Origin of the sequence: Oceanibaculum pacificum, assembly GCF_001618175.1 — a bacterium.
GTDB lineage: Bacteria > Pseudomonadota > Alphaproteobacteria > Oceanibaculales > Oceanibaculaceae > Oceanibaculum > Oceanibaculum pacificum.
In genome coordinates this window covers 16534-39286 of sequence record NZ_LPXN01000116.1, presented here as the reverse complement: position 1 = coordinate 39286, position 22753 = coordinate 16534, and the positions used below count along the sequence as shown (strand labels likewise).

Below are 22753 nucleotides of genomic sequence, written 5' to 3'. Positions count from 1 at the left end.
CTTCCGGATAGCAATGCCCCATATAGTTCAGAGTAGCGAACTTTCTATGCGCCTGTGGGCGCAGCAACCATTCAGCGATGAAAGGCAAGGCTATGAGCCGAGGACCTAAGACCCACCATGTCGTCCCGAACCCCGATGGGGGCTGGGACGTGAAGCGCGGCGGCGCCAGCCGCGCAAGCAGCCATCACGAGACGAAGCGCGAGGCGATCGATCGCGGTCGTGAGATCAGCCGCAACCAGGGGACGGAATTCCGCATCCACAATCAGGATGGCCGTATTGCCGACAGTGACAGCCACGGGCGCGACCCGTATCCCCCGAAGGGCTGACGGAAAGGGCTCCGCCGATGAGGGTACCGAAGCATATCGAAGAGCTGCTGGAAGATCTGGCGGAGTCCCTTCAGATACCCCCTAGTCGATACGAGGCTGCCGAGCGCAGCTACAAGTCGGTCGGGGACTGGCTGCATCGCGAGGCGTCGAGTCTGCGTCAGGCCGATCCCCAGGTCTATATACAGGGGTCGTTTCGGCTTGGTACCGCGATCAGGCCCGTATCGGATGCAGAAGACTACGATGTCGATCTGGTGTGTGAGCTGTCGGCATCGAAGGCGCGGGTGACGCAGGCGCAGCTCAAAGCAGCACTAGGTCGAGAGCTGAAGGCGTATGCCGCCGCGCACGGGATGGACGATCCCGAAGAGGGGCGACGGTGCTGGACGCTTCCCTATGCGGACAGCGCCCAGTTCCATCTCGACACGCTGCCGGCTGTCCCCGACGGTGCGCGAAAGCGTCTGCTGCTGGAACAGCGTGGACTATCGACCGAATGGTCGGATACCGCCATCGCGATAACCGACCGCGACCATCCGAACTACCGTCTGGTTTCGGATGACTGGCCGCACAGCAACCCGAAGGGATACTGGGAGTGGTTCCGGTCGCGCATGAAGGTGGTCTTCGAGGCGCGCCGCCTCAAGCTGGCAATGGAGGCCCGTGCCAGCGTCGAGGATATTCCCGAGTACAAGGTCCGCACGCCCCTGCAATCGGCTGTCCAGATTCTGAAGCGGCACCGGGACATGATGTATGTCGAGCGGTCGGATGAAAAACCGATCTCGATCATCATCACGACGCTGGCGGCCCATGCCTATAACCAGGAGCCGACTATCGCGGAGGCGCTCTACAGCATCCTCGATCGGATGGAAGAGTATATTGAGTACCGGCAGGGGGTAGCCTGGATCGCCAACCCGACCGACCCAGCCGAGAACTTTGCCGACAAGTGGCAGGAACATCCGGAGCGACAGGCGGCGTTTTTCGAGTGGCTGGAAGAAGCCCGCGCAGACTTCGCCGCTGCGGCGGCCGGAGTGACGCGCGACCAGGCGCTTTCCGGTCTGGAAACGCATCTGGGCAAGCGGTTGGTGGAAGCAGCGAGGGCGAAACGCCCGGCTGGCGGCAACAACGCGCTAGCACGCGTACTTGCCGGTGCAGGAGCAAGGGCACGCATCGTCCTGAACCCGGCCCATCGTCAGCGTCCGCCATGGGACCCGGCGACGCAGGGCGATGTGGAGATCGAGAGGGCCACCGTCGCACGAAATGGTTTTCGTCCTGAGGACTTTGGCAGCGACGGCCGGTCCCTGCCGAAACATGCCTCTCTGACATTCCAGGCCGACACAAACGTACCCAGGCCATACAAGGTGTACTGGCAGGTGGTGAATACCGGACTGGAAGCGGAGCGGGTCAACGGTTTGCGCGGCGGGTTCGACGAGGGTGTTATCACCGCCGGCAAGCTGACGCGGCGGGAGAGCACACTCTATAGGGGCAGTCACAGCATCGAGTGCTTTGTCGTCAAGGACGGGCTGCTGGCGGCACGCAGCGGGCAGTTCATCGTGAACATCCAGTAGGCGGCGAAGGCATGGAAGTAATCGGCCACGACATCGGAAGCGCAACGTGAGGCGCGTCCTTGCCATCGACGGCGGCGGCATAAAGGGTGTCCTGCCTGCCGCGTTCCTTGCCACCATTGAGCAGGCGACCGGGGAGCGCATTGTCGATCATTTCGACCTTATAGCCGGTACCTCGACCGGCGGCATCATCGCGCTCGGTCTGGGCATGGGCCTTCCAGCTTCCGAGATACTCCGGTTCTACCGTGAGAACGGTCCGAGCGTGTTCGGGCAGCCTGAGGGGCTGCTGAAGCGCTGCCTGCGTCTCGCTCGTTGGCCTTTTCGACCGAAGTACGATGCCGATGCGCTGCGCAGTGAACTGGCACAGATATTCGGTGACCGGAAGCTCGGAGAGAGCGAGACGCGTCTCGTCATCCCTGCATATCACCGGGACCAGCAGGCGGTTTACGTATTCAAGACCGCACATCATCGCCGGCTGGAGATGGACTATCGCGCCAGCGTCGTCGATGTGGCGTTGGCGACGGCTGCGGCGCCGGTGTTCTTTCCGGCTCATCGCCTGCCGTCCGGCAGCCATCTGATCGATGGCGGCATTTGGGCTAACAATCCGGTCGGCCTCGCTGCTGTCGAGGCCGTGGGAATACTCGGCTGGCCTGGTGACGAGTTGCGTGTGCTCAGCCTTGGCTGTTCTGACGAAGCGTGGATATTCGGATGCGACCCCGGTGTTGCCGGCATGGGAATACTGGGGCGGAACGTGATCAGCCTTATGTTTCAGGGCCAGTCCCATGCCGCGCTTGGCACCGCGAAGATCCTCACCGGGCATCCGCACAACGGCAGTAAGGTTTGGCGTTACAGCCCAACGGTCCCGATCGGTACGTTCGTCATGGACAATACCGGGCAGATTGAGCGACTGGCCGGGCTGGGCGAGGCCGAAGCACGCGAAGCGCTGCCGGAGTTGCGGCGGACGTTCCTGACTGATCATCGGGCTCCCTTTGCACCCGAGCATTCGCTGGCTTGAAAACAATAGACAGCGGCAAGCCTGCGCGGTGCGCTGTAGGAGTCGGCTCATGGTACCGATCGTACATTGACGCAATCCGCGCGTGTGGGAATTCGACATCCTGTTCCTACGATAGCCCCGGTCCGTTCCGCTTCCGTCCCAGCGACCAAGAGATCGCATCACCGCGCGCCACACCGAACACCCGCTTCCCGAGGTTGCGCTCAAGCACCGGCCGCCAGGGCACCAGCGTGAACTCACGCGCCTTCTCGATCACCGCAAACCGGCCGCTGGCGAGGTCGAGCCGCCGGCGGTAGACACCCTCGATCCGCTGGCCGAGTTCACTCTCGGCGTATTGCAGGCCAAGCTCACCCGAGAGCTGATCCGCGACCCGTGTCAGCTCGCGCCGGCGCAGGATGCCCAACATGTTGGCGCGGTAGACGATCCGGTCGTGCTCCTGGCGGGCGAGCTCCTGCTCGACCAACCACTGCCGGCGCCGGTCGAGCGCCTGGCGCACCTCGCGGCCGAAGCCCGCGTCCCGGAGGGTCGTCGGCGTGTCGGCGAGCAACTCGCGGTCAAGCCACGTCGCGCCGGCGGCGCCGACCTGGCGGTCGAGCGACACGGCTGACAGCATCTCGACGATGACCGGGCTCGCCTGTGCCCGGCTTCGTTCGTAAGCCGCCGCCCGGTCCAGATGATCGGGCGCGATCATCCAGGTGCCGTCCAGCTGCCGCTCGACGCCCATGCCGCGCCGCCGCATCGCCTCGAGCCGCCGCACATGCGTCTCGGCGAACGTTACCGTCGCCGTGGGGTCGTGCCGGAGATGGATGTCCACGCTGTATCGTCCATCGTTCGCGTCCGCGATCTCGGCGATAGTCCTGTCCACGTCTCTCGGCGCGGCCCGCATCGGCTCGATGGCGACGATCGCGCCGTCCGGCAATGGGTCAGTCGCGTCCGCCCTGCCGATGTCGATGTAATGGGCCCGGCCGTCGACACCATCCGCGATCAGGTAATGGTGGTCGTCGATCTCGTCGGAGAGACCGCGCGCAACGACGCGGCCGACGAGCCGCCGCGCCTTTGGGTCGGCCGGGTCGTAGATGGCGTAGTCCGCGGTCGCCCGGTCCCGCCCTTCGCGGACCATCTCCCGGTGCATCGTCTTGATGATGTCACCGCGCTCGCCCATCCGGCGCAGCACTGGCTCCAGGTCTTCGGCGAGCCGCCACCGGCCCGGACCAACCTCCTCGGCGAGCCCGAGGCGGCGGAGCTTCTGCAACCGGCCGACGCGCAGCGTCTGGCGGAAGGCGTCGCCGTCCACGGTGCTGGACCCGACAAGACCGTCATCACCGACCTCGCGCAGCAGGCCGCGGTCGAGGCTGGTGAAGCGCTCCTGCTCCACCTCCCGGCGCAGGCGGTGCTCGATCTCCAGATCGGACCGCGGCCCGAGGTCGAGGCCGACGATCTCCGCCGCCCGCTCACGCATGCCCCTGGCGAGGTAGTCGCGGGCAATGACCAGGTCCTTGCCCTGATCGTCCCGGCCGAGCAGCACGATGTGGGTGTGGGGATGGCCAGTGTTGAAATGGTCGACCGCCACCCAGTCGAGCCGGGTGCCGAGGTCCTCCTCCATCTGCCGCATCAGCCGGCGGGTGAAGCCCTTCAGCTCGTCGTACTCGGCGGCGTCTTCGGCCGAGACGATGAAGCGGAACTGGTGCCGGTCGCCCTCCCCGCGCTCAAGGAACGCCCGGCCGTCGGCGCGGTCGGACTCGGCGTCATACAGATCGCCGGGCAACCCCTCGCGGGTGACGCCGTCGCGCTGGATGTAGCGGAGATGAAGCTGGGCCGCCTTCCGCCCCTGCCCCTGCAGCTTGACGATCCGCGACTTCACGATCACCCGGCGCGCCCGGTAGGCGGCGTAGCGGTCGCGGGAAGCGAGCACCCGGCCGACGCCGGCGCCGCGGCCAATGCGGTTGCCCTGGAAGGTGCCGCGGCCCGCCGACGGCCGGCCGCCGGCGAACGCCACCGACCGCAGCACCTGGTGCAGGTAACGGCGGCCACGCTTGCTGCCGCGCGCGCGGATCCGGCCGAGCCTCGGCGTGAAGTCGTCGTCATCCTTCATGATCGCCGCCGGTCAGTTGGCATCGTGATCCACGAGTAGACGGCTGCCGTCCCCCGCCGCAAGCCGGCGCCATGAAGATCGCGGCAGACCAAGGAGTTGCGGGCGCCCTGGCGCCATCCCGGCAAGGCATGGCGCCAGGGAAAACGATGTGCAGACAAAGACATAAGCGACCTATGGCGCCATCCTTTTATCTTGCCCTACCGGACTTCCGAGCCACCTGCCCTCCCTCCTGCGATTACCTGCGATCTCTCATCGAACCTCGGCTCGGGCGACGGGCCGAGCACCGGCCGGGATCACCGCATAAAGAAGGTGGGAGCGGCACCAAACAGCGTCGCTCCCGAGGCGGTCGGCGGGATCACCCGCCGCCCGCCAGGAACGCCTGTTCGGCGCTCTCGAAGCTCTCGAAATGCCGCAGACCGAGCATCCAATGAATGTGCCGGTCGCCATCGACGAGACACGTCGCGACGTAGTAGCGGGCGCGGAAGTAGCCGAGAATTGCCACCCGCTCATACGTCTCGTCCTCGTCGTCGAGGCTCTCCCAGGCGCCGAGATTCATCTCCGCGATGCGTCCGTCCCAGTGGAAATCGGCGCGCTCGGCGGCGATGAAATGCTCGATAACGGCGTCGATTTTGTCCGTTCCGAACTCGGCGATCAGGTCGCGGCGGAGCTGCGGGAAGCGGTCGAACGCGGCGTGCGGATGCGTGTGAAGCGTGGTCATCGGAACCTCCGTAGTTGCTGTCCTCCTCATCGAGGACAGCTCCCGCCATCGGCCGGCGAAGCGGCCGTCAAGGACGCCGGAGGCGCCGCGAAGCGGGGCGCGGGGGAGCCGAAATGCGGAGCGGAGCGCCAGCGCAGCGGAGCATTTTGGGGGGACCGTGCATCCTTGACGGGCGCTTCGTCCTGGCTGGTACGCTGGGACAACCGAGACGAGGCCCTCTCGCTCCGACAGGGCACCGGCCGCGCCGTCGCGGTTCATCGGTCCTCGCCCGGAACGGTACGCAAGGGCACGAACAGGCTGTCCGTGGCCATCGTCGACGACGACTCGCGACCGTCCGTCACCGTCGCGCGCAAAGGGAAGAAGAGACGCCGATCCGCTTCCGCGGCCCGTGCGGCCTCTGTTGCCAGACGCGACGGATCGAGCCGTGCGAGGTAGGCACGGGTCTCGCGCGGCAGCGGTCGCCCGTCGGTCAGATGCTCTTGGTAGCGACCGGGCCCGGCATTGTAGGCGGCGAAGAGGCCGGGGAATCCGAAGCACTCGTACAGAGCGCGGAGATAGGCGGTCCCGGCCAAGATGTTGTCGCGTGGGTCGTGCGGATCGCCACCAAGACCATGTCGCCGACGCATCTCTTCATAGGTCCCCGGCATCACCTGCATGAGCCCCATGGCGCCGGCGGATGAAGTGATCGGACGGCCGTCGAGCATAATTCGCCCCACGCTCTCGGCCGCGATAACCGCGCGTATCCAAGTCTTCGGGACGGCGAACCGGGCGAAGGCCTCGGCGATGAACGGCTCCCAGCGGTCGAGCCGCTGCTCGACGGTGACCGGTTCAGCGACGACGGAGGACGAGCAGGCAAAAGTCGCAAGGACAACCGCGCCCAGCGCCAGGACGGTCACCCGGTCCATAGCGGCACGAGCCTCCCGATGATCATGGCGCCCCGCACCGGCCCGAAGTACCGGCCGTCGAACGAGCCGGAGACACCGGCCATCAGCAGGAACAGCTCGTCGGCGGCGAGCGTGCGACAGCCGGTCCAGCGCGGCAGTTCGCGGCCCAAGGAGTCGCGATTGCGACGCGTGGCGACATACGTGCCGTTGATGAAGACGGCATCGCCGACGGCGCAGATGACGTCGTCCGCAATCGCCACGAGACGCTTCACCAACGGTACCCCGGCCGGCAGATAGCCACGGTCGGCCGCGAGCCGGCGGGCGTCGGGCGGCAGGGTGGCGAGCACCAGATCGCCACGCACCGGTGCGGCGCGGCTGACCCAGTAGAGCCCCACGGGCACGCTGGCGCTGGCGTTCCAGACCAGGCGCGGCGCCGGCTCGGCAAGCGCCGCGAAGCCGAGCGCCGCGAGCCCGAGGCCCGCGAGGGCGAACGGGACGCACGGGCGGCGACGCCCGCGCCGGCGCCGCGTCGGCCGCAGAGCGCCGGACAGCAGGAGCCGATCCTCACGCATCGGAGGTCGATCCCTTGGACCGGGAGTCGGACCAGGCGTCGAGGTCGTCGATGTGGTAGCGGACGTAGCGGCCGTGTTTGCGATACTTCGGCCCCCCGCCGGTCACGCGCATTTTCTCGAGCGTGCGGCCCGACAGGCCGACGTAATGGGCGGCCTGGGCGGTGTTGAGGAAGGGGCTGCCTTTCTTCGCGCGGGCGGCGCGTTCGTGGTCGTCGTCGCTCATCGTCGTCACCTCGTCGCGACCGGCAGGATCGCGCCGTTGACGGCGAGGATGGGCGCGCGAGGGAGCGATCCGGGACCGGCGAAAACGGCCGTCCGGGAATTCGCCTCCCCTTCCGGGACAGGCGAAAGGCCCCGCGCCCGGGAGGGCGCGGGGCCGAGGCGGCGGCCGTCAGTCGACCGGGTTCCAGATGATCGCGAAGGTGTCGGGATCGTCCTGCCCGGCGGCGCGGCCGAGGTTGGCGTAGAGCTTGCGCGGCCCGAATTCCGGGGCGGCCAGGCTCAGCGAGACGTAGCTGTTGCCCGAGTTCTGGCCCACCCGCTTCCAGCCGGCGCCGAGCTCCACCCGGTCGCGGTCGTCGGTGAAGACCCGGAAGTCGGGCTGGTTCTCGGCGTCCTTGTCGCGGTTCGCCACGAGCACGACGCTGCGCCGGATGCTGAGGGTGTTGATGAAGCCCTTGTAGGAGCCGTCCGCCTGGCGGTTGACGTATCCGATGGCTGCCATGATCTGATCCTCCTTTGATGGTGCAGGGCGCCCATCGCCCTGCTTACGGCGGACCGTCCATGGCGGGCGCCGGACCGGCGCACCCGGAGGGCCGGAGCGCCAGCGGAGGACCGGTGGAGGCGACTATTTTGGAGCGCAGCGGGCGCGAGGAAGCCCGCCGGAGCGCGCGAAGGCGGGCGGGGAAAATAGTCGCCGGAGCCGGTTTCGCCGGGACGGGGACCGCCATAGGTCCTCACAGCCGGAGCAGGGCTATGGGGCCATCTCACGACGGCGGATCGACAGTATGGTAGCTGGTTTCGTCAGCCGGTGACCACGGCGACGGGCCTCATCGAGGCCACCGCTCGCCTCATCGAAGATGCACGCTCGTTCGGACCGCGAGGCGACAAGAAGGTGCTGCCGGATCGGGATCGTGACGCCGGCCGTTGGGCGGATAGCGGAGTCGCGGGGGCCCAATACCGGGCATCGGCTACATGCCCTCGCCTGTCCGCACACCGGGAACAGGGGCCGTGCAAGCTCTACACCAATCTCGGCCTCCGCACCCCAAGCAGGCAGCAATCACGACCGCGGTTGAAACGCTTTCGCGACCGCAAACCGGACAAGCGAGGCACGCCGATGGTACTGTCGAGCCATGACCACAACGGGCGTCCTCATTCCGCGCCGCCGTCTCGCGCGTATTCCCCAGCACCTCCGTCTGGCGCATGAGTATTGCTATTTCCTGCATGACGAATGCGCCCGGATGCTGGTCGAGTACGAGGGCGCCCGTGCCCATTGGGTGACCGTGACATTCCAGGATCCCAGCGAAGCGGAGGCGCTGGAGGCGCTCGCCGAAGAAGACAGCCTGACCGCGCTCCGCCGCGCCGGCTACGGCGACGCGGCGCGCCGGATCGTCCTCAACACGATCACCATGGGCATGGTGTCGGACACGCTGCATCACCTGTTCGAGGCGCTGAGCTGCCTCGAGAAGCGGAAGTCGGTCGTCGCCCTCAACCTGTTGCGCAAGCCGTTGACGGACAGTCTCGTCTATCTGTCGTGGGTGCTCGGAGACGAAGACGGTTTCTATGCCGCCTTCACCGCCGGCGACCCGACGGTGTTGGCGCCGAGCAGGCTGGGGAATCGCCGGAAGGAGATCGTCGCCCAGGCGCTCGCTCGCACACGGCTCGGTGCGTATGTCGACGCCGAGCATGTCTGCGAGACGCTATTCGACGCGCGTAACGGAGTAGGTCTCTACGGACTGTTCCAGCACGCGGTGCACCTCGTCACGGTGCAACGGATCGAGCTACGAACGAGCCCCGAGAACTTCAACTTCATCTTCAAGGACCCATCCGAGGACGACATCTACGAGGGGCTCTATGCGCATCTGCCGTATTTGCTGCTCTACCTAGCCCATGTCGTCCTCGAACTCTATGATCGGGTCAAGCCGATGGAAGACGGCGCGAAGACAGCGTTCGTCGTCCGTTCCCTGTTCGGAGCCGACCTGGTGCACGGCGACGAGAACGCTGTGTCCGTCTGCGCCACCCTGAGCGAAACGCTTGCCCCGCATATCCGGTGTCCCGATTGCAGAGCGCCGCTCGGCGTCACAGTGCACAACGCCTGCCGCCTCGTTTTCACGGAAAACTTTCGCTGCACCCGCTGTCGCCGCGTACAGGCGCTGCCGTTCTCTTGGTTGTTCTAGAACGAGCAGATACCCCTAGAAAAGAAGTTCTCGTGGGTGCATGCCGTGGGTTACTTATAGGCACTAAACTCACCTGCGAGGCAAGCATGGCCGCAGAAGAATACATGACCGCCTTTGCCTACAGATCAAACATGCTGCTTACGGACAAAACGCATGACGTCTCCGAGTGTAGAGATGCTATCTGAGGAAGAAGTCGGACGGCTCTTCGGGGTGCTCCTTGCTGAGCTCCGCAGCCTTTCACTCACCAACGCACGCGCAGCCGTCGCCGCAGCTGGAATCACTGGGGTCAATGCTCCGAAGCAGTATTGGGATCCATTCCTAGCCGGGGTCGAGCAGGCGTTCTATCGCCTCGAACCTGGAGCGCGTCTAACAGCGCTACGGATACTCGCCGATCATTTTTCGGACAGCGAACGGGTTCGTGAGCTTTTCACTCAGCATGGCTACGAATATGTCGATGGCGCCTTCGTACCCGTTGCTCTTCTTGATCGGCGCGAGGCACTTTTCCTTCCGTCGTCTCCAGCTTCCGAGCTTGCAAAAGCAATGAAGCGCCTCGTGGGCGGAGATGAGACTGGGGCCATCACCGCCGCTTGTGGAGCGGTCGATACACTGATGCAGGAATTGTATGCAGCACACAGTATCGGCGATCCAGCACACGTCGCCTTCGCGGCGAAGGTCAACACGGCGGCCAAGCACCTGGGTGTTTTCGACGATATGAAAGCTGAGCTCATGGCGATTGGCATGGCCGAAGCCGACGCTGAGGCTATCGTCAGCGAAGCGAAGAACGCTACCAATCACGCAGCTCAAATGTTGCAGATCCTACGCAGGACCATGGGCGACGTACATGGATCGAAGCCGGCCCTTCGCCGTGCCGCCTATGATGCCATCAAGTGGGCGTCAGCGATTTCCGGTTTGTTTGACAACCGTTAACCTTCGGAATAGTCCGTCGGTCCAGCTTCTCCGTGAGCTTAGCCTGACAGGGCAAGACCAGCCCACATCCCCGTCCCGATGGCCCATGTGGTTGAAGTAAATGCCTTCATAACCTGGTACCCGTCGAAAGAGCGAGTTTTACCTGTCTGTGTCATGGTCACCTCCCTTTCCCCTCGCTTTTGAGGGCGTTCGTTGCAGAAATGCAAGGCTGACAGCCCCAGGAACGTCAGAAGGCCACCGAGACAGGCGATGTGAAGGGGAATCGAACCCCAACTGAGCAGACCTGTCAGGCTAAGCTCACGCCGCCAATATTTATGGTTTCCGTGCGCAATTTCCAGAACTGTGCTCCTGATCTGGCGAACTAGGGTTTAATCATGAGCGGGCGGCGGCCGGATGGCCGCCGCCCGCGACGGATCATGCGGCATCGAACAGGTCGCGCACCCGCGCCCATTCGTCGGCCGTCTTGAGACTGCCGTTCTCGGTGTAGGCCCGGACCGGAAAGGCCAGCCAGCCGGGCAACCAGCCCTCGACCTTGGCGCGGCCGTTCGCCCCGTCGAGGCAGTCACGGATGATCTTCTTCTGGGTCTTGGCCTTCTCCGCGACGTTGGCGTCGGCACACCGCTTGCCCGCGACCTCGGCCAGCATGGCGTTGAGCACGGCCTTGTCGCGGATCATGTCGAAGAACGCGTCGTCGGGCTGCCAATGCTGTCCCGCGTCCATGTCCAGGTGGTTGCCGACCGCCTCGACCACGGCGCTGCCCGCCTCCAAGGTCTCGGCCATAACGCAGGCGGCGACGCGCTGCACGTCCTTGTCGGAGAGCGTCAGCAACTTGGCGAACACCACCGCTGTGGGATAGGCGTCGTAGCCGGGCTGCGTGACAGAGTGGTGGTAGTCGGGCCGGTCCAGCAGGGCCAACACCGCCTGCCGCTCGGCGTCGAAGGCCTGCTGCGCGGGGCTGTTCGCGACGCTCTCGGCGACGGCGTCGCTGCGCGCCTGCTGCGGCTCGGGCTTCACCTGCCAGTGGCCCGACGACGCCACGGCGTGCGCCACCATGAGCCGCAACGCCACGCCCGGATGGGCGACAAGCGCGAGGCGCACCACGGCCTGGCGGTGCAGGTCGAGATAGTTCTGCATCGCCTTGGTGACCTCGGGCCGCGCGGCGGGTGCGACCTCGGTCGTCTCGCCGTCCGCGTCCGCCGACGCGGCCTTCCGCGCCGCGCGGCGGGCCTCCTTGCGGCCGAGCCAGCCCTCGTGGAGTTCGACCTCGCCCCGGTGGGAGACGGCGATGAACACCTTGCCGCCCTTCTTCTTCGGGGTCTTCTCGTGCTCCCACGTGTGGAAGTACTGGCCGGGCTCCAGCACCACGACCTCGGACCACCCGGCCTCCAGCAGTTCGTCCCGCTTGGCGGCGATGGCCTCGTTCTGCTTCTGCCAGAACAGATCGGCGTCGGCGAAGTAGGCGTCCTCGCCGAACAGGTCGGCCACGATCTGGCCGGGATAGTCCTCGACCAGGAACAGGGCCACGGAGGCCGGGATCGACTGGCCGCCGAACAGCCACTGCTTCAACTGGAAGCCACGCGGCGCGTACTGCTCGGGATCGGCGAACAGGGCGAGCCAGTCCTTCTGCTGCGCCTTCGAGGCCATGGTGAGATGGCGCACCGTCTCGGCGTCGATCTCGCCCTTGCGGTAGGCCGTCCTGATCCTCGGCAACAAATTGCCGAGGGCGAGGCGGCGCTTCACCATGACCTCGGTGATGCCGAAGGTCTCGGCGATCTCGGCGACCGACTTGCCCTGCTTGGTGAGCCGCGCGAAGGTCTCGTACTGGCTCATCTCGTCGGGGTCGAGACGCGCGGCGTTCTCGATCAGCGAGGCTTCGAGCGCGCCCGCGTCGTCGCCCGGCTCCATCACGGCGCAGGGCACGGGCTCGATCTCGCCGCGTTCCTCGGCAACCGCCCTGGCGGCGAAGTAGCGCCGTCGCCCGGCGACGATCTCGAAGCGCTCGTCCTCGCCGTTCGGACGCACCAGCAGCGGCTGCAGGATGCCGCGTGCGCGGACGCTCGGCAGGATGTCGGAGACGTCCGGCGCGCGCTTGGCGTTGCGCATGTTGAACGCGGAGACGTTCAGCTTGTCGATGGGGATATGTTGGAGTTGCATGGTCACTCTCCTTGGGTCTTGGGTCAGCGGCCCCGCCGGAAGCCGAAGCCACGGGCGGGGCCGTGCGCCGCCTATCGGCGCGTCGGTCCCGCCCCCTCGGGCGGAATTTCGGGGTTTCGGATGCGGAGCGCGGCGGCGGCCTGCGCCAGCACGCGCTCGGACTCGGTGATGCGGCCCGCGATCCGCGCCGCCTCGGCATAGACCGAGAGCGGGAGGCGGGCCTCGAAGTGGATGTCGCGCTCGATGCCGAGGCCGAGCGGTCCCTTGACGCGCTCTAGCTCGGCGAGGCTGACATAGCCAAGCTCGGGACAGCCGAAGCCGAGGTCGCAGAGCCCGAACAGGCTGTCGCCGTCCGGCATCATCTCGGTGATCAGCCACGTGGCCGCGCCTGTCGGATCGAACAGCTTCACGACCGGCACGTGGTCGGTCTCGCGCTCGGCGGCGCCGTTGGCGAGAAGTCGTTCGCGGATGTCGTCGGGGATCAGGATCATGACGGGCCTCCGGGTCAGAACAGGTTCAACTGATTGCGCGCGTCCTCGTCGAACAGGCCGACGTTCAGCGGTTTCTGCGGGACGCGCGGGCGTAGCGGCGCGGTCATCTGCCACTCGATGCGCGCGCGGGCGCTGATCGGGCGGACACCGGGCACGAGGGTCTGTTCGCCCTCTTGTGTCGGCTCGCTGGCGAGTGGCACGGGAGCGGGGGCGGTCATGCCGCCGCTCCCGCCGCGCCGGCGGTCTCGCGGAAGGCCAGCAGGTAGTCGGCGGCCTTGGAGGCGTGGCTCGCGGCGCGGAAGATGGCGCGGTTGTCCTCACGCAGAACTTCCAGCCACGACCCGAGGTAATCCGCGTGGCGCACGGTGGGGGTGATGCCGAGGCTGGCGCAGACAAAGGCGCTCGCCATCTCGGCCACGAGTTCCTCGCGGACATAGGTCTTGCAGCCGAACGAGCCCGACAGGTCGCGGGCGAGCCGGGACGCGTGTCCCGTCCAGTGCCCAAGCTCGTGAAAGCACGTCCGGTAGTAGTTGATCTGCTCGAAGAAGGCGGGCTGCGGCGGTACCTGGATGTAGTCCGCGCCCGGCACGTAGAAAGCGCGCTCGCCGCCGATGCGGAAGTCCGCGCCGGTCGCGGCTATGAGCGCTTCGGCGTGGGGGACGGTCTCGCGCTCGGGCAGCGGTTCCGCGCCGCCATGGACCCGCTCGGGCAGGTCGTCGCACTGCGCGACGTTGAACACGGTAAAGCGCTTGAGGAAGGGCACCGCCTGCGGCTCGTCGCCCACCTCCGCCGCGCGCTGCTGCTCGTCCTTGGGGATGAAGCGGTCGGCATAAACGACGGTGGTGCCGCGCTCGCCCTTGCGAACGTGCCCGCCGAGGCTGAGGGCTTGGCGGAAGGTCAGCCAGTGCTGCGCGGCGTATCCCTTATCGATGACCGCGCCCCACAGGATCAGGATGTTGATCCCGGAATAGGCGCGCTCGGTCGCCGCGTTCTTCGGCAGTCCGATCCCGGCCTTGGCCTTGCCCCAAGGCTGGACCCAAGGCACCCGGCCCTGCTCCAGCTCGGAGATAATCCGGTCGGTGACCTCCTGATAGACCGTCTCCCGCTTGCGCTCCGGCATGGCACACCTCCGCTCGCAAAACCTCGCGCGCCTTTCCCCGGAAGCGGGGTGGGCGGCGAGATGCGACCGGAAAGGCCCGCCGAAGGGGCGGGCCGCACCCGGAGGGCCGGAACGCAGTGGAGGACCCGGAGCGAAGCGGAGGGTTGCGGGACGCCGCGGCGGGCCTAGAAGGGAGCGCCGCCCACCCCGCGCCACCGGGAAAGGCAATACAAACAAGCTCGCCGCCCGAAAGGGCGGCGGCCGTCAGGCAGCCCGCAGGGCTGCCTATCGCGCCAGGGATCGACGCCCGAAGGGCCGAGACCGCGTCAGCGGGCTCGGTTCACGAGAGCCCGGCGACCGGCCGTCAGGCCGGGCGGGCGCCCACCTGCTGGGACACTTGCGCTATGATCGGACTCTGATGAAACGAACGTTGCCGCTACGCCCAACAGAGATGACCCGAGACGCCGTGAGCCTCTCAGACGCCATAGACCAGGCCGAACGTCTCGCCCAGACGCTCGACCGCCATATCGACGGACTCGAAATCGGCTCCGCCTTGCGCTACCGGCTGGCCGGGAGCTGCCTCGACGTGGCGCTCGAACACCACAAGGCGGTGGTCCTGCTGATCGCCCGCCACCTCCCCGGCTCCGCCTTCTCAATCATGCGGCTGCAGTTCGAAGCCTATATCCGCGGTGTCTGGCTCCACCAGTGCGCGACGGAGACCGAACTCACCGCCTTCACGAAGGACCGGCTCGACCGCAGCTTCGCCGCGCTGGTCACGGCCGTCGAAGGGCTGGAAGGCTTCAGCGAGGGTATCCTGACGAAAGCGCGACAGCGCGCCTGGGCGGCGATGTGCAGCTTCACCCATACCGGCTATCTCCAGGTCGTGCGCCGCAACAAGCAGACGACGCTGGAGCCCGACTACGGGGACGACGAGCTGATCGAGGCGCTCGGCTTCGCCAACGCGATCGCCCTCATGGCCGCGCTCGAGATCGCGCACATGGCAGGCAAGGAAGACCTGTCCCGCGACCTGCTCGACGTGGCCGGCGGCATCGCCACGCCGGAACCGGCACCATGACTCCGGCGCTGTTCGGAGAGAACGCGTCCGGCTGGACGGACATGTCCAACCACCTGGTGCACTTCACCAAGGACTATGGGGGCCGGGACGCCTACCGGAACATGCTGGGGATCCTGAGCGGCGGCGTGATCCGCGCGCGAAACGCCTTCGGCATCTGCCGCAAGACCGCACCCGATCCCCAGAGTCAATTGGCGACCTGCCTCAGCGAGGTGCCACTGCACCAGTTGGGCCGCCTGTCGGCGAAGCGGTCCGAGCACGGCATCGTATTCCGCAAGGACTTCGTGATCGGGCGCGGCGGCAACCCGATCCTCTATGCCTACAAGGACCGCGCCGTCGCCAAGGCGATCAAGAAGCTCGCGCAGCAGGCGGGCAACGACGCCGAAAACCCGATCTGGCGGGTCACGCCGTTCGTCGACGTTCCCGGCAGCTACGGCACGAGCCAGTATTTCTTCGAGTGGGAACGCGAATGGCGCGTGGTCGGTGATTTCGCGTTCACGCCCGACGACGTGGTGTTTCTCATCATCCCGGAGAATCTGCATGCTGCGGCACGAAGCTTCGTCGACGACGCTCGCACCGAAAACCTTGGCCCCGCCTATGATTGCCCGTTCATCGACGCGCACTGGGATTTGGAGACAATTCAGCCGCTGTTGGCGAACGCCTGACTTGGATGTCATCGCGGCAGAGCGCGCCAGCCGCCATTGGCTGGTGGTTCGTAAGAGCGACTAGAACCGAATAGCGGCGTCACGGGTGGCGCGGATGTCGCCCGTCCGCGTTTGACGTTCATGCTTGTAGTCGAAGTAACTGTCGATTCCGGCAATGAAGCGCGACCCAGTAAAGTACCAATTGACCGTTGCCCCGTCGTCTTCGACCAGCCAGTCGCCAGCCACATACTCTGGCACGCTGTGGAACAAGAACACCAAAGAGACGGCCAGCCCGCGTGAGATGAGACCGTTTAGTTCGTCAATGTCGGGAGCGTTTTCCTTTCCTGCGGTTCTGCCATCATCGACGGCGACGATGCGCTGCCGGATTTGCGAAGGGGTCAAATGCACGTAGTTCGACGTCAGGCCGTAGACGCGCCCCACTTCCTCGGCGAATGCGTCGCGCTGCTTCTCTGGCACCATCGAAAGATTGAGGTTCTGCTTGATTGATATCCGCTGCGAGGACAGCTCCTTGTCGAATTGTGCGAGCTTTTCCGCGATGGTGGACTGGTAGCTCTTCTGCTGGACGAAGCAGATCTTGAGCGACGCTTCTACGAGGAAGCGCAGCTCGCGCTTCGCTACGCTTTGGAGCCCCTCCATCGCCAGTGCAATCAGCGAAATTGACGACTGAAGGATGTCCTGAGCGAGGTAGGACAGGAGGTGATTGGCGACGTAAGACGGGTCCCTCGCGGTGTCCTGCACGATAAACGACACCCCCGCCAAGTAGGATCGAATAATCAGGTCAGTTTTTTGCAGCGATTTAGCGAGGTCCGCCGGAAGATCTTCAAGCTTGGTCTTGACGAGCATCCGCGTCCCTACGGTGTTTGGTCGGCCAACTGGATGGATGGCTTACAGCGGGTTCGTACCTGCTCGTCAAGGACGGACCCGGCAGAGCTCTTTGAGGATGTCGAGGGGGTCTGTGCCGAGCGCTTCGCTGACCTCGATGAATTCCGGCACATCAAGCCGGCGTTCACCGCCCTCGTACTTGGCAACGAAAGACTGAGGCCGTCCAAGACGCACGGCCACCTCAGCTTGTGTGAGGCTCTTGTCCTTACGCAGCTGTATGAGAAGTTCCTGCAGTCGTTGTTGGCGAGGTGTACGAAGAGATTTGGACATACAGATGGGCCGGCAGTATTCGGGACCGGCCTATCCACTAATCCCAATTTCGGATTATCCCATTTTAGGATATCGTACCCCTCGTGATGGACCGCATGTGCAATGGCCCGCATGCCATGTCCGGCAGGCGGCAGTACGGATCGGGCTGAGATGGAGAGCAATCGGACTTCCCACATAGCCAACCAAGTCCCCTGGGCGGAGCGGATCACGCCCTACGACGAGGCCCATTTCGTCACCTATCTCCGGCTGCTGGACGCCGAAGCGGACGGAGCGGACTGGCAGGAGGTCGCCCGGCTGGTGCTTGGACGGGACCCGGATACCGATGCCGCCGCCCGTCGCTGCTGGGAGGACCACCTCGCGCGGGCGCACTGGATGACACGTTCGGGCTACCGGCAACTGCTCGAGGACGCCTGATCGGCGTATCAGAGGAGAAACTTGCGGTATCCGCCGCGCATGAGCTGCCGACCACGGCGGACGGCGCGACGCACCTGGTCGCGGAGATGATCCCGGGGGTCGGTCCAGTCGGCGTCGACGCGCGCCTCGCCGAAGAGCGCCACGGCAATCTCGCGGTACGGCGCGTTAGCGAGCCAGCCGTCGAGCGCTTGCAGCACCACGCGCAGGCGCCGCCCGGAGGGCTCGATGCGCCGGTGGCTCGGAAACCGGCCGCGGCCGTTAACGCAGGCGAGGCATTCGAGCGCGTGAAAGCGAGCGCGGAGTTGTTGAGACTGGAGAACGGCATCGGTCATCAGCCGCACCGGCTGCAATAGGCTCGTCCCCGTGACGCTGAGCTGCAGCGTGTGGCCCGCCTCCATGACCGAGAGGTGCTGGCGCCCATCGGACGTCAGCAGCACGGTGGTTTGGCACGGAATGTCTGGCAGGGTGAACCGCTCCGCGCCGAGACGTGAATCCGCAACGAGCGCGATCGCGGGAAGCACATGCGGGCACACGCAGGGGTTCCAGAAGACGGCAGCCGAGGTCGCATTCTGGTCAGGCGCGTCAGCGAAAAAACAGCCCCCAATGCGCCATCTCGCGCAGATCGGACCGTGCTGACATCACTGTAAGGTTCGGCAACGGTGTTTCGACCGCGACGGCGGCCGACGCGTGCGCCCAGGCGCGCCGGTAGGCGCCGTCGCGCCGAAGGAACTCCCAGGCCCAGCCGCGTCGCGGCAACGACGCGGTGTAGCCATAGGCCGCGCGATGGCGCCATCCAGCAACGGGGCCGGTGTTCGGTTGCTCTATCATGCCTGCAGGTTTCTGCGCTTATGGCAGATGAAGATCGCTGCGCGCCCCCCGTCTCCGCCTTGGCGATCTCCTCTCGCCAGTCGATCCCTGCGCCCGGCTCACCGGACTTACGCGGCGGCCGAAGCCACCGGTGCCCAGAGGACCGGTCCGCGGAGCGCGCCGCCCTGCCGAACTTTGGCAAGTGCTTCCAGCGAGACCCCGAGGTAGCCGGCCACCGAGCGCATGCCCCCGATTGTCTGCGGCTCGCCAAGACGCCGCAGCGGCCACGCAGCGCGGCGAAGGATGCGCTCCATGCGGAGATCCGTGACGGTCACGATGTCCGAAAGGCCGCGGGCGAGTCCGAACTCGATCATGCCAGCGAAGAGCTCGTAGGTCGCCCGGGCGATCCCGCTCGCGGGGTCGCCAGCCTCGTGTCCGACGTCGAGCGCAAACCGGCTGCTCTCCCAGACGGCCGGGTCCGATGGTGCCGGGTGGCCGGCCAGCAGCGGGGCGAAGGTGTCGCGGAGCATGGTCGGGCCCGAGGTCGGCAGCAGCCGCACGCAGCCGCGGACACGGCCGTCGGGCGCACGCTGAAGGAGATAGGCGGGATGGAGCGCGTCGAACGTGTCGATCTCCATGTCGCCGCTGACCTCGACGTCCTAGTCGAGCCGTTGCTTGAAGACGCGGTAGCGCAGGCGGTACATCTCGGCGAGATCCTCTACGAACTCGCCGTACCGGTCGGGAGTGATGAGCTGCATCATGATCGCCTCCTACGAAGATTGGCCTTCGCGTATTGGAGGCGAGGCGCCGGGAAGAAACACCCTGTGCAGTTGCACAGGGTGACGGCGGATGGCCCGTCAGTGCGATGCTGGCCTGGATGCGGACAGGCGCGCAACGGCCTGGCAGACCGTGCGGACGTCGAGCTTCGCCCTCGCGTTATCCAGGTGAAACGCGACCGTGCGGCGGGAGATGCCGAGGATGGACCCAATTTCCCAGGCGGATTTGCCCCTGGCGGCCCATTGGAGACACTCGAACTCGCGCGGCGACAGAGCGGCACCGTCGACGACGCGGTCGGCGACGAGCTTGCGGCGGGCATGGGCATGAAAGTACATCGCCATGAGCTGCAGGACCGGCGCATGGGTCTCGATGCTGCGGCGGAACGCTGGATGGCGCTGGTCGGCGGCGAAGGTAATGGCCGCGACCGGCCCTTGGCCGTCGTGGATCGGGATCGTGAAGCCGCAGCGGATGCCGAAGCCGGCGGCCTCGTCGAAAAACCGCTGCTGCGGCGGTGTGAGTTCGTTCAGATCCACGCCGTGGCCCCACTCGAACGGATCCGGCGCACGCGCGGCCCTGACAATAACCGGGTCGACGCGCTCGTAGTGGCTTTCGACGTAATGGCCGGTCCAGGCGGCCGGATAGGTAGAGATCACGTGTGCGTCCGCCCCGCGCCGATGGGGCATGGACAAATAGGCGAAACAGCGCAGGTCGAGGGCGGCCGCAGCCTCGGCCATGGCGTCCTGCAGGCCCTGGAGGTCGACGCTTTCCCAAATATCGTCGATGAATCTTTGGAAGATGCGATGCATTTCGACATCTCCCGACTACCCGAGCGAATTCCTCCTCTTTGGATGGCGAATGGAAGCGGTATGCGATCCAGAACGGTCATCCGACGACTATGTAGTGACACAAACCGGCACGTCCAGTGCTCAATCGACCACGGGAGAATGAGGGCTAAGATCTTTGTTTCCGCCGCAGTCGGCTGGTCTGTACTAGGAATTACTACGAACATGGAATGTCGAAGCCTGTAGACCTTCTGGACAGGGAGCACCGCTCCATGTGAGGCCTTCTCGGAGGCCTGGAAGCATCGCCGTGCTTGGCGCCGGGCCGATAAGTCGGATCGAAACCTCGGGAGACCCTCAAGCGAAAACGACGGAAACATGACATCGGCAAGAACAAGGACGCACGAAAGCGTGCAGCTATGGGCGTTGCTGGCGGGTGTTGCCCTGCTCGTGGCGGGCAACGGCCTGCAGGCTACGCTGCTAGGCGTACGCGCGGGACTGGAAGGCATGGCCGACGAGACGGTTGGGGTGGTCATGTCCGCTCACTTCGCCGGTTTCGTCGCCGGCTCGATCTACGCGCCCAGCCTGATTCAGCGGGTCGGCCACATCCGTGCCTTCGCCGCCCTCGCCTCGATCGCGTCGGCCGTCGCGCTCTGCTTTGCGATCTTCGCGACGCCGCTGGCATGGATCGCCTTAAGGGGACTGCACGGTGCCTGCTATGCCGGGCTGGTGATCGTCGCTGAAAGCTGGCTCAACGCCTCGGCCAGCCGCGAACGGCGCGGACGGGTGCTGGCGCTGTACATGATCGTGATGTACGGGAGCTGGACGGCGAGCCAGCTATTCCTGACCCGGGCGCCGGCAGACGGGTTCGTTCTGTTTTGTCTTGTCTCGGTGTGCCTCTCGCTGGCTCTGGTGCCGATCACGCTTACCGAGGCGGGCATTCCCGGGGTGGTGGCAGCCACGCGCCTGAAGCTGGGGCGGCTCTACGCCCTGTCGCCGCTGGCCCTGGTCGGCTCCTTCGTTCTCGGCCTGACCGTCAGTGCATTCTTCGGAATGGCGCCGACCTTTGCCCAATCGATCGGGCTGGAGAAAGACGCCATCGCGATTTTCGTCGGAGCCATGCTGACGGGTGCACTGATCCTGCAGTGGCCGCTTGGCTGGCTTTCGGACCGGGTGGACCGACGATACGTCATCGTTGGCACGTCCGCCGTGGCCGCCGCTATCGCCGCTCTCATAGCGGCCTACCCAGAAGCGTCGCCGGGGCGTCTTATAGCGCTGTCTTGCCTGCTCGGCGGCGCGACGATGCCGGCCTACTCCCTTTGCGTCGCCCATCTTAACGATCATATCGAAGAAGACGAGTTGATCGCCGCCGCCAGCGGCCTCGTGCTCGTCTACGGGATCGGCTCCGCCATGGGACCCTTTGCAGCGAGCGTGGTTATGGGGAGTCTCGGCCCGGAAGGGCTGTTCGTTTTCATCGCCGTCGCCATGGTTGCCTATGCCGTCTACAGCGGGTACCGCTTTACCCAACGTGCGGCACCGGCGCCTGAAGACAAGGAAAGCTACACAGCCGTGCCGCAAACCAGTCACGCCGCGCTCCCCCTGCATCGGCATGGTAGCGGCAAAGCCGAGGGCGAGCCGGCACCGCGCTAGGATCAGATAGGTCGCCCGTCTATCGACTCAGCAGCCAAAACAGGAAGCTCAGGGCCAGGCTCACGAGCAACGACGTCATAAGCGGGAGGTAGACGCGGAAGCCCTCCCGCTCAATGACGATGTCTCCAGGCAATCTGCCCAGGCCCAGCTTTCCCAGCCACGGCCAGAGGAGGCCGGTGATCACAAGGACGATGCCGAGTACAACTAGAATCCGGCTCATCGCGATCCACCCGTACCACTATTCCCACGCCAAGCTCAGTACCAGATGCCCGGCCAGCGGTACCGGGGTGATCTCGCAACCGGCATGATCGTGGCCGGCACGACCACCACGCGGGTTGCCGGGGACGACAGCGGCGGCGACGATATTTCGTCGCGGAGCCTCATCAGTCGACGAATGCGCTCCTCGGTCGGCGGATGGGTGCGAAGAAGAGACGGGTCCGGCACGCGCCGACCGGGGAAGAGCACCCTTTCCCAGAAGCGCCCCTGCCAGCTCTCGAGTTTCGCAAGCGCTGATGCCAACCCCTCCGTCTCGCCTGTCAGCCTGACGGCGTCGAGATCGGCATCGAACTCACGCGCCCGCGAAAGCGCGAGCTGAAGCAAGTCCATGAGCGTCGGCGCAACAATCAAGAGCAGCACGAGCAACCAGGGCACCACACTGCCGTTGGCCGAGATCAGCGGAAGATTCACCGCCAGCAAAACGATGCCGAGATAGGACATCAGCGAGGTGACCCGGCTCATCGCATCGGCAAGATTCATGACCCACAAGTCGTTGTTCGCGATATGGCTGACCTCGTGCGCGAGCACACCGACAAGCTCACGGAAGGTCAGGTTGCGCAACATGCCGTCCGTCACCGCAATTGCTGCGGTGCTCCGGTTGCCGACGGCGAAGGCGTTGAGCACCGCGCTTGGCACGTAGTAAAGGCGGGGCGGTGCCGGCAAGTCGGCCCGCCGGCCAAGTTCCGCCAAGGCGGCATAGACGTCCGGCAACTCCGCGTGGCCGACGGGCCGCGCTCGATAAAGTGAAAGTACGAGAGCCGGCGGCACCGCGGGCGAAAGCACCATCGCGAGGATCGCCCCGGCGAGCCCCCAAAGGATCCCTTCCGTCCCCCAAAGGGTCCACGCGCAGGCGCTCACGATCAGCGCCATCCCGACAATCAGAAGCGCCGAATGGACAATGTTGCGCAGCTTGTGCAGGGCGTGGGCGCTCATTGTC

The 22753-nt window shown here is 65.8% G+C and carries 26 protein-coding genes and 1 pseudogene; 9 read left to right on the top strand and 18 right to left on the bottom strand.

Annotation, left to right across the window (positions count from 1 at the left end; translation table 11 throughout):
* Positions 1-92 precede the first annotated feature (92 nt).
* From AUP43_RS11565 to AUP43_RS11555, 3 genes are read left to right on the top strand one after another with little or no spacing between them, the layout of a single operon-like run.
* Entirely contained in the window at positions 93-326 is a 234-nt protein-coding gene (locus AUP43_RS11565; RefSeq protein ID WP_067556925.1) for a DUF2188 domain-containing protein, read from the top strand.
* Positions 327-343: 17 nt separating this feature from the next.
* Positions 344-1882: a nucleotidyltransferase gene (locus AUP43_RS11560; RefSeq protein ID WP_067556922.1), complete on the top strand. Its 1539-nt coding sequence runs from the start codon at positions 344-346 to the stop codon at positions 1880-1882.
* Positions 1883-1928: 46 nt separating this feature from the next.
* On the top strand, positions 1929-2894 hold the full coding sequence (locus AUP43_RS11555) for a CBASS cGAMP-activated phospholipase (RefSeq protein ID WP_067556919.1): 966 nt from the start codon (positions 1929-1931) through the stop codon (positions 2892-2894).
* 106 nt (positions 2895-3000) lie between these two features.
* Here AUP43_RS11555 and rlxS read toward each other — a convergent pair whose 3' ends face one another.
* The 6 genes from rlxS to AUP43_RS11525 all read right to left on the bottom strand — a co-directional run bounded on the left by rlxS (position 3001) and on the right by AUP43_RS11525 (position 7881).
* Positions 3001-4983: a relaxase/mobilization nuclease RlxS gene (gene rlxS / locus AUP43_RS11550; protein ID WP_067556916.1), complete on the bottom strand. Its 1983-nt coding sequence runs from the start codon at positions 4981-4983 to the stop codon at positions 3001-3003.
* A gap of 355 nt (positions 4984-5338) precedes the next feature.
* Entirely contained in the window at positions 5339-5701 is a 363-nt protein-coding gene (locus AUP43_RS11545) for a hypothetical protein (protein ID WP_067556913.1), read from the bottom strand.
* 254 nt (positions 5702-5955) lie between these two features.
* Positions 5956-6606, bottom strand: a complete 651-nt coding sequence (locus AUP43_RS11540) for a lytic transglycosylase domain-containing protein (RefSeq protein ID WP_067556910.1) — start codon at positions 6604-6606, stop codon at positions 5956-5958.
* The gene (locus AUP43_RS11535; RefSeq protein ID WP_067556907.1) at positions 6594-7157 is read right to left on the bottom strand and encodes a S26 family signal peptidase; all 564 of its coding nucleotides are present in this window, start codon (positions 7155-7157) and stop codon (positions 6594-6596) included. The genes AUP43_RS11540 and AUP43_RS11535 overlap by 13 nt, the downstream gene beginning before the upstream one ends.
* Positions 7150-7380, bottom strand: a complete 231-nt coding sequence (locus tag AUP43_RS11530; protein ID WP_067556904.1) for a helix-turn-helix transcriptional regulator — start codon at positions 7378-7380, stop codon at positions 7150-7152. The genes AUP43_RS11535 and AUP43_RS11530 overlap by 8 nt, the downstream gene beginning before the upstream one ends.
* Before the next feature lie 168 nt (positions 7381-7548).
* Positions 7549-7881, bottom strand: a complete 333-nt coding sequence (locus AUP43_RS11525; RefSeq protein WP_067556901.1) for a DUF736 domain-containing protein — start codon at positions 7879-7881, stop codon at positions 7549-7551.
* A 628-nt stretch (positions 7882-8509) separates the two neighbouring features.
* On the opposite strand from AUP43_RS11525, the gene AUP43_RS11520 reads away from it, so the two are divergent.
* Both AUP43_RS11520 and AUP43_RS11515 read left to right on the top strand, forming a co-directional pair.
* The gene (locus tag AUP43_RS11520; RefSeq protein ID WP_067556895.1) at positions 8510-9553 is read left to right on the top strand and encodes a hypothetical protein; all 1044 of its coding nucleotides are present in this window, start codon (positions 8510-8512) and stop codon (positions 9551-9553) included.
* Positions 9554-9727: 174 nt separating this feature from the next.
* Positions 9728-10480, top strand: a complete 753-nt coding sequence (locus tag AUP43_RS11515) for a hypothetical protein (RefSeq protein WP_067556892.1) — start codon at positions 9728-9730, stop codon at positions 10478-10480.
* Positions 10481-10894: 414 nt separating this feature from the next.
* On the opposite strand, the gene AUP43_RS11510 is transcribed toward AUP43_RS11515, so the two are convergent.
* The 4 genes from AUP43_RS11510 to AUP43_RS11500 form a co-directional block, all read right to left on the bottom strand.
* The gene (locus AUP43_RS11510) at positions 10895-12634 is read right to left on the bottom strand and encodes a ParB/RepB/Spo0J family partition protein (protein WP_067556890.1); all 1740 of its coding nucleotides are present in this window, start codon (positions 12632-12634) and stop codon (positions 10895-10897) included.
* 71 nt (positions 12635-12705) lie between these two features.
* The gene (locus tag AUP43_RS11505) at positions 12706-13125 is read right to left on the bottom strand and encodes a DUF2958 domain-containing protein (protein WP_067556887.1); all 420 of its coding nucleotides are present in this window, start codon (positions 13123-13125) and stop codon (positions 12706-12708) included.
* Positions 13126-13139: 14 nt separating this feature from the next.
* Positions 13140-13343 carry a hypothetical protein gene (locus tag AUP43_RS19020; protein ID WP_157089332.1) on the bottom strand — a complete coding sequence of 68 codons (204 nt, stop codon included), beginning with the start codon at positions 13341-13343 and terminating at the stop codon, positions 13140-13142.
* The gene (locus AUP43_RS11500) at positions 13340-14245 is read right to left on the bottom strand and encodes an ArdC family protein (RefSeq protein WP_067556884.1); all 906 of its coding nucleotides are present in this window, start codon (positions 14243-14245) and stop codon (positions 13340-13342) included. The genes AUP43_RS19020 and AUP43_RS11500 overlap by 4 nt, the downstream gene beginning before the upstream one ends.
* 445 nt (positions 14246-14690) lie before the next feature.
* Here AUP43_RS11500 and AUP43_RS11495 point away from each other — a divergent pair, with 445 nt between their 5' ends.
* Together AUP43_RS11495 and AUP43_RS11490 are read left to right on the top strand one after the other, a co-directional pair.
* The gene (locus AUP43_RS11495; protein ID WP_067556881.1) at positions 14691-15299 is read left to right on the top strand and encodes a DUF6988 family protein; all 609 of its coding nucleotides are present in this window, start codon (positions 14691-14693) and stop codon (positions 15297-15299) included.
* Complete coding sequence (locus AUP43_RS11490) at positions 15296-15961, top strand: abortive infection system antitoxin AbiGi family protein (protein WP_067556878.1); 666 nt, start codon at positions 15296-15298, stop codon at positions 15959-15961. Before AUP43_RS11495 ends, AUP43_RS11490 begins: the two co-directional genes overlap by 4 nt.
* Before the next feature lie 60 nt (positions 15962-16021).
* On the opposite strand, the gene AUP43_RS11485 is transcribed toward AUP43_RS11490, so the two are convergent.
* Both AUP43_RS11485 and AUP43_RS18690 read right to left on the bottom strand, forming a co-directional pair.
* On the bottom strand, positions 16022-16804 hold the full coding sequence (locus tag AUP43_RS11485) for a hypothetical protein (protein WP_067556876.1): 783 nt from the start codon (positions 16802-16804) through the stop codon (positions 16022-16024).
* 66 nt (positions 16805-16870) lie between these two features.
* Positions 16871-17113 (bottom strand): helix-turn-helix domain-containing protein, encoded by a 243-nt coding sequence (locus AUP43_RS18690; protein WP_084462754.1) that lies wholly within the window; start codon positions 17111-17113, stop codon positions 16871-16873.
* Positions 17114-17263: 150 nt separating this feature from the next.
* Here AUP43_RS18690 and AUP43_RS11475 point away from each other — a divergent pair, with 150 nt between their 5' ends.
* Positions 17264-17527 carry a DNA -binding domain-containing protein gene (locus tag AUP43_RS11475; protein ID WP_067556870.1) on the top strand — a complete coding sequence of 88 codons (264 nt, stop codon included), beginning with the start codon at positions 17264-17266 and terminating at the stop codon, positions 17525-17527.
* 8 nt (positions 17528-17535) lie between these two features.
* Here the strand turns inward: AUP43_RS11475 and AUP43_RS11470 are convergent, their stop codons facing one another.
* The 4 genes and pseudogenes from AUP43_RS11470 to AUP43_RS11460 all read right to left on the bottom strand — a co-directional run bounded on the left by AUP43_RS11470 (position 17536) and on the right by AUP43_RS11460 (position 19917).
* Positions 17536-18048 (bottom strand): DUF2285 domain-containing protein, encoded by a 513-nt coding sequence (locus tag AUP43_RS11470; RefSeq protein ID WP_232315093.1) that lies wholly within the window; start codon positions 18046-18048, stop codon positions 17536-17538.
* 61 nt (positions 18049-18109) lie between these two features.
* Entirely contained in the window at positions 18110-18355 is a 246-nt protein-coding gene (locus AUP43_RS19015) for a transcriptional regulator domain-containing protein (protein ID WP_157089331.1), read from the bottom strand.
* A gap of 107 nt (positions 18356-18462) precedes the next feature.
* Positions 18463-18981, bottom strand: a pseudogene (locus AUP43_RS11465) (acyl-homoserine-lactone synthase); the annotation flags it as partial.
* 210 nt (positions 18982-19191) lie between these two features.
* Entirely contained in the window at positions 19192-19917 is a 726-nt protein-coding gene (locus tag AUP43_RS11460; RefSeq protein WP_067556867.1) for a helix-turn-helix transcriptional regulator, read from the bottom strand.
* Positions 19918-20301: 384 nt separating this feature from the next.
* On the opposite strand from AUP43_RS11460, the gene AUP43_RS11455 reads away from it, so the two are divergent.
* Positions 20302-21540, top strand: coding sequence for an MFS transporter (locus tag AUP43_RS11455; RefSeq protein WP_198154890.1), 1239 nt, complete (start codon positions 20302-20304; stop codon positions 21538-21540).
* A 19-nt stretch (positions 21541-21559) separates the two neighbouring features.
* Here the strand turns inward: AUP43_RS11455 and AUP43_RS11450 are convergent, their stop codons facing one another.
* Both AUP43_RS11450 and AUP43_RS11445 read right to left on the bottom strand, forming a co-directional pair.
* Entirely contained in the window at positions 21560-21760 is a 201-nt protein-coding gene (locus tag AUP43_RS11450) for a DUF2905 domain-containing protein (RefSeq protein ID WP_067556860.1), read from the bottom strand.
* A gap of 35 nt (positions 21761-21795) precedes the next feature.
* Complete coding sequence (locus AUP43_RS11445; RefSeq protein WP_067556856.1) at positions 21796-22749, bottom strand: zinc metalloprotease HtpX; 954 nt, start codon at positions 22747-22749, stop codon at positions 21796-21798.
* Positions 22750-22753 lie beyond the last annotated feature (4 nt).

What these genes read in the sequence shown, in the direction of transcription:
- AUP43_RS11565 (WP_067556925.1), top strand. Translation starts at nt 93, where the DNA reads ATGAGCCGAGGACCTAAGACCCACCATGTCGTCCCGAACCCCGATGGG.
- AUP43_RS11560 (WP_067556922.1), top strand. Translation starts at nt 344, where the DNA reads ATGAGGGTACCGAAGCATATCGAAGAGCTGCTGGAAGATCTGGCGGAG.
- rlxS (WP_067556916.1), bottom strand. Translation starts at nt 4,983, where the DNA reads ATGAAGGATGACGACGACTTCACGCCGAGGCTCGGCCGGATCCGCGCG.
- AUP43_RS11545 (WP_067556913.1), bottom strand. Translation starts at nt 5,701, where the DNA reads ATGACCACGCTTCACACGCATCCGCACGCCGCGTTCGACCGCTTCCCG.
- AUP43_RS11540 (WP_067556910.1), bottom strand. Translation starts at nt 6,606, where the DNA reads ATGGACCGGGTGACCGTCCTGGCGCTGGGCGCGGTTGTCCTTGCGACT.
- AUP43_RS11535 (WP_067556907.1), bottom strand. Translation starts at nt 7,157, where the DNA reads ATGCGTGAGGATCGGCTCCTGCTGTCCGGCGCTCTGCGGCCGACGCGG.
- AUP43_RS11530 (WP_067556904.1), bottom strand. Translation starts at nt 7,380, where the DNA reads ATGAGCGACGACGACCACGAACGCGCCGCCCGCGCGAAGAAAGGCAGC.
- AUP43_RS11525 (WP_067556901.1), bottom strand. Translation starts at nt 7,881, where the DNA reads ATGGCAGCCATCGGATACGTCAACCGCCAGGCGGACGGCTCCTACAAG.
- AUP43_RS11520 (WP_067556895.1), top strand. Translation starts at nt 8,510, where the DNA reads ATGACCACAACGGGCGTCCTCATTCCGCGCCGCCGTCTCGCGCGTATT.
- AUP43_RS11515 (WP_067556892.1), top strand. Translation starts at nt 9,728, where the DNA reads ATGCTATCTGAGGAAGAAGTCGGACGGCTCTTCGGGGTGCTCCTTGCT.
- AUP43_RS11510 (WP_067556890.1), bottom strand. Translation starts at nt 12,634, where the DNA reads ATGCAACTCCAACATATCCCCATCGACAAGCTGAACGTCTCCGCGTTC.
- AUP43_RS11505 (WP_067556887.1), bottom strand. Translation starts at nt 13,125, where the DNA reads ATGATCCTGATCCCCGACGACATCCGCGAACGACTTCTCGCCAACGGC.
- AUP43_RS19020 (WP_157089332.1), bottom strand. Translation starts at nt 13,343, where the DNA reads ATGACCGCCCCCGCTCCCGTGCCACTCGCCAGCGAGCCGACACAAGAG.
- AUP43_RS11500 (WP_067556884.1), bottom strand. Translation starts at nt 14,245, where the DNA reads ATGCCGGAGCGCAAGCGGGAGACGGTCTATCAGGAGGTCACCGACCGG.
- AUP43_RS11490 (WP_067556878.1), top strand. Translation starts at nt 15,296, where the DNA reads ATGACTCCGGCGCTGTTCGGAGAGAACGCGTCCGGCTGGACGGACATG.
- AUP43_RS11485 (WP_067556876.1), bottom strand. Translation starts at nt 16,804, where the DNA reads ATGCTCGTCAAGACCAAGCTTGAAGATCTTCCGGCGGACCTCGCTAAA.
- AUP43_RS18690 (WP_084462754.1), bottom strand. Translation starts at nt 17,113, where the DNA reads ATGTCCAAATCTCTTCGTACACCTCGCCAACAACGACTGCAGGAACTT.
- AUP43_RS11475 (WP_067556870.1), top strand. Translation starts at nt 17,264, where the DNA reads ATGGAGAGCAATCGGACTTCCCACATAGCCAACCAAGTCCCCTGGGCG.
- AUP43_RS19015 (WP_157089331.1), bottom strand. Translation starts at nt 18,355, where the DNA reads ATGATAGAGCAACCGAACACCGGCCCCGTTGCTGGATGGCGCCATCGC.
- AUP43_RS11460 (WP_067556867.1), bottom strand. Translation starts at nt 19,917, where the DNA reads ATGCATCGCATCTTCCAAAGATTCATCGACGATATTTGGGAAAGCGTC.
- AUP43_RS11450 (WP_067556860.1), bottom strand. Translation starts at nt 21,760, where the DNA reads ATGAGCCGGATTCTAGTTGTACTCGGCATCGTCCTTGTGATCACCGGC.
- AUP43_RS11445 (WP_067556856.1), bottom strand. Translation starts at nt 22,749, where the DNA reads ATGAGCGCCCACGCCCTGCACAAGCTGCGCAACATTGTCCATTCGGCG.